This is a genomic window from Promicromonospora kroppenstedtii DSM 19349, from assembly GCF_000515355.1.
In the GTDB taxonomy this organism is placed as follows: domain Bacteria; phylum Actinomycetota; class Actinomycetes; order Actinomycetales; family Cellulomonadaceae; genus Promicromonospora; species Promicromonospora kroppenstedtii.
The window spans coordinates 14,406-17,813 of the sequence record NZ_KI911593.1 but is presented as its reverse complement, the minus strand read 5'-3'; the positions used below and the strand labels follow the sequence as shown (position 1 = coordinate 17,813).

Here is a 3,408-nt window from a genome sequence, read left to right as displayed (position 1 = left end):
GCCAGCGGGTAGCCGCCCACGCGGGTGCGGCGCAGCGCCGTGAGGTGACCGCCGGTGCCGAGGGCGGCACCGAGGTCACGCGCCAGGGCGCGCACGTAGGTGCCGGACGAGACGGTGACGCGCACGTCGACGTCGACCACGGGCACCTCCCGGGTGGGGCCGTCGCCAGGTTCCGCGGCGGTCGGGGCGATGCCAGGTTCGGCCGCGTTCGGCGCGATGCCAGGTTCGGTGGCCGCGTCGTCGGCCTCGACGTACACGTCCGCCAGGTCGCCGTCCGGCACCTTCGCCGTGGCCCGGCGGACGTCCAGCACCTCGAACCGGGAGACGGTGACAGGCCGCGCCTTGAGCGCGACCTCCTCCCCCGCCCGGACGCGCGCGTAGGCGCGCTTGCCGTCCACCTTGATCGCGGACACTGACGTGGGCACCTGCAGGATGTCGCCGGTCAGGTCCGCGACCGCCGCGTCCAGCGCGGCCCGCTCCACCTGACCGACGACGCCCGGGTCGGCCACGGCGACGACGGACCCCTCCGCGTCGTCCGTGGCGGTGGCCACGCCCAGCCGGATCGTGGCGTCGTAGTCCTTGTCCGCGCCCACGACGTACGTGAGCAGGCGAGTCGCCTTGCCGATGCCGAGCACGAGCACCCCGGTCGCCATCGGGTCCAGCGTGCCGGCGTGGCCGACCTTGCGGGTGCCGGCCAGGCGGCGCATCCGGCCGACGACGTCGTGGCTGGTCCAGCCCTGCGGCTTGTCGACCACGACGAACCCGTCGGCCGCCGTCGGACGGCGGGCCGGAGCCTGCTGGGAGGGGGAAATCATGGGTACCAGTATCGCGCGGGCCGGGTGTGCCGCACGGCACAACCGACCCGCGCGAGCGCGAGGGCCGAGGTCACTCGGACTCGTCGTCCTCGCGCGGCTTCTTGTAGGGGTCCTCGTCGCCCGCGTACCGGGCTCCGGCACGCAGTGCCTCGAGCTCGGCGTCCCGCTTGCGCGCCTCGATCAGCGCGGCGTCGAGGTGGGCCGCCGTCTCGGGGACCGAGTCCAGGTGGAACTCGATGGTGGGCGTCAGGCGCACACCGGTCTGCTTGCCCACCTCCGAACGGATCATGCCCGTGGCGCTCTTCAGCGCCGCGGCCGTGCCGTCCCGGTCCTCGTCCGAGCCGTAGACCGTGTAGAACACCGAGGCGTTCTGCAGGTCGCCGGTGACCCGGACGTCCGTGACCGTCACGAAACCGAGCCGCGGGTCCTTGATCCGCGTGTCGATCATCTGCGCGACGATCACCTTGATGCGGTCGGCGAGCTTACGGGCTCGCGGGTTGTCGACCATCACTGCTTCCTTTCCGGGATGACCGAGCCGGAGCCCGGCGCACCTGTCAGCAGCTCCCGGAGGTGTCAGACGTACAGATCACTCTGGTGACCTGTCCGTCTGACACGTGAGATCGGGTCTGACACGTGCACCGGGCTCCGGCTCGGTGAGGAACGTCAGTCGCGCGGCTTCTCGCGCATCTCGAAGGTCTCGATGGTGTCGCCCTCAGTGACGTCGTTGAACGACCCGAGACCGATACCGCACTCGAAGCCCTCGCGGACCTCGGTGACGTCGTCCTTCTCGCGGCGCAGCGACTCGATCGAGAGGTTGTCGCCCACGACCGTGCCGTTGCGCAGCACGCGCGCCTTGGCGTTGCGGCGGATGACGCCCGAGCGGACCACCGAACCGGCGATGTTGCCGAACTTCGAGGAACGGAAGACCTGACGGATCTCCGCGGTCCCGAGCTGGACCTCCTCGTACTCCGGCTTGAGCATGCCCTTGAGGGCCGCCTCGACGTCCTCGATCGCCTTGTAGATGACCGAGTAGAACTTGACGTCCACGCCCTCGCGCTCCGCCAGCTCCTCGACGCGCTCGCCGTACTTCACGTTGAAGCCGATGATCACGGCGCTGTCGACGGTGGCCAGGTTGACGTCGTTCTGCGTGATCGCACCCACACCACGGTGGATGACGCGCAGCTCGACCTCGTCGCCCACGTCGATCTTGAGCAGCGCGTCCTCGAGTGCCTCGACGGCACCGGACACGTCACCCTTGAGGATGAGGTTGAGGCTCTCGACCTTGCCCTTCTTGAGCTCGGTGTCGAAGTCCTCGAGGCTGATCCGCTTGCGACGCTTGGCCAGCGTCGCGGCGCGCTCGGCCGCCTCGCGCTTCTCGGCGATCTGCCGTGCGGTCCGGTCGTCCGGCGCCACGAGGAACGTGTCGCCGGCGCTCGGGACGCTCGTCAGACCGAGCACCTGCACCGGGCGGGCCGGCAGAGCCGCCTCGACCGCGTTGCCGTGCTCGTCGAACATCGCACGGACACGGCCGTGGGCCGTACCGGCGACGATCGAGTCACCGACGTGCAGCGTGCCCGACTGGACCAGCACCGTGGCCACGGGGCCACGGCCCTTGTCGAGGTTGGCCTCGATCGCGACGCCGCGCGCGTCCTTGGTCGGGTTGGCGCGCAGGTCGAGAGCCGCGTCGGCGGTCAGCAGGACGGCCTCGACGAGGTCGTCGATGCCGATCCCCGGCTTGGCCGCGACGTCGACGAACATCGTGTCGCCGCCGTACTCCTCGGCCACCAGGTTGTACTCGGTGAGCTGCTGACGCACCTTCGCCGGGTTGGCGCCCTCGACGTCGATCTTGTTGACGGCGACGACGATCGGCACGCCCGCGGCCTGCGCGTGGTTCACGGCCTCGACCGTCTGCGGCATCACGCCGTCGTCGGCCGCGACCACGAGGATCGCGATGTCCGTGACCTGCGCACCACGGGCACGCATGGCGGTGAACGCCTCGTGACCCGGGGTGTCGATGAACGTGATGGCGCGCTCGACGCCCTCGTGCTCGTGCGTGATCTGGTAGGCACCGATGTGCTGGGTGATGCCACCGTGCTCGCCCGCGACGACGTCCGACTTGCGGATGGCGTCGAGTAGCTTCGTCTTACCGTGGTCGACGTGACCCATGACGGTCACGACCGGCGGACGCGCGGCCAGGTCCTCGTCGGACTCGCCCGCCTCCTCGGCCTCCAGGTCGATGTCGAAGGCCCCGAGCAGCTCGCGGTCCTCCTCCTCGGCCGAGACCATCTCGATGACGTAGCCGAGCTCCTGGGCCAGCGTGCCGAACGTGTCCTCGTCCAGGGACTGCGTGGCCGTGGCCATCTCGCCCAGGTGGAACAGCACGGTCACGAGCGCCGCGGGGTTCGCGTCGATCTTGTCGGCGAAGTCGTTCAGCGACGCGCCGTGGCGCAGCCGGACGACCGTGGTGCCGTTGCCGCGAGGAACCTGCACGCCGCCGAGCGACGGCGCCTGCATCGCCTCGAACTCCTGGCGCTTCGCCCGACGCGACTTGCGTCCGCGGACCGGCTTGCCGCCGGCACGCCCGAAGGCACCC

At 70.5% G+C, this 3,408-nt stretch carries 3 protein-coding genes; all 3 read right to left on the bottom strand.

Annotation, left to right across the window (positions count from 1 at the left end; genetic code table 11):
- Positions 1-815, bottom strand: an 815-nt coding sequence (truB, locus tag PROKR_RS02885) for a tRNA pseudouridine(55) synthase TruB (RefSeq protein WP_036959410.1), incomplete at its 3' end; no start/stop codon positions are given.
- A gap of 70 nt (positions 816-885) precedes the next feature.
- The gene (rbfA, locus tag PROKR_RS02880) at positions 886-1,323 is read right to left on the bottom strand and encodes a 30S ribosome-binding factor RbfA (protein WP_036959409.1); all 438 of its coding nucleotides are present in this window, start codon (positions 1,321-1,323) and stop codon (positions 886-888) included.
- Positions 1,324-1,478: 155 nt separating this feature from the next.
- Positions 1,479-3,408: translation initiation factor IF-2 (gene infB / locus PROKR_RS02875; RefSeq protein WP_211240008.1), on the bottom strand; the 1,930-nt coding region annotated here is incomplete at its 5' end.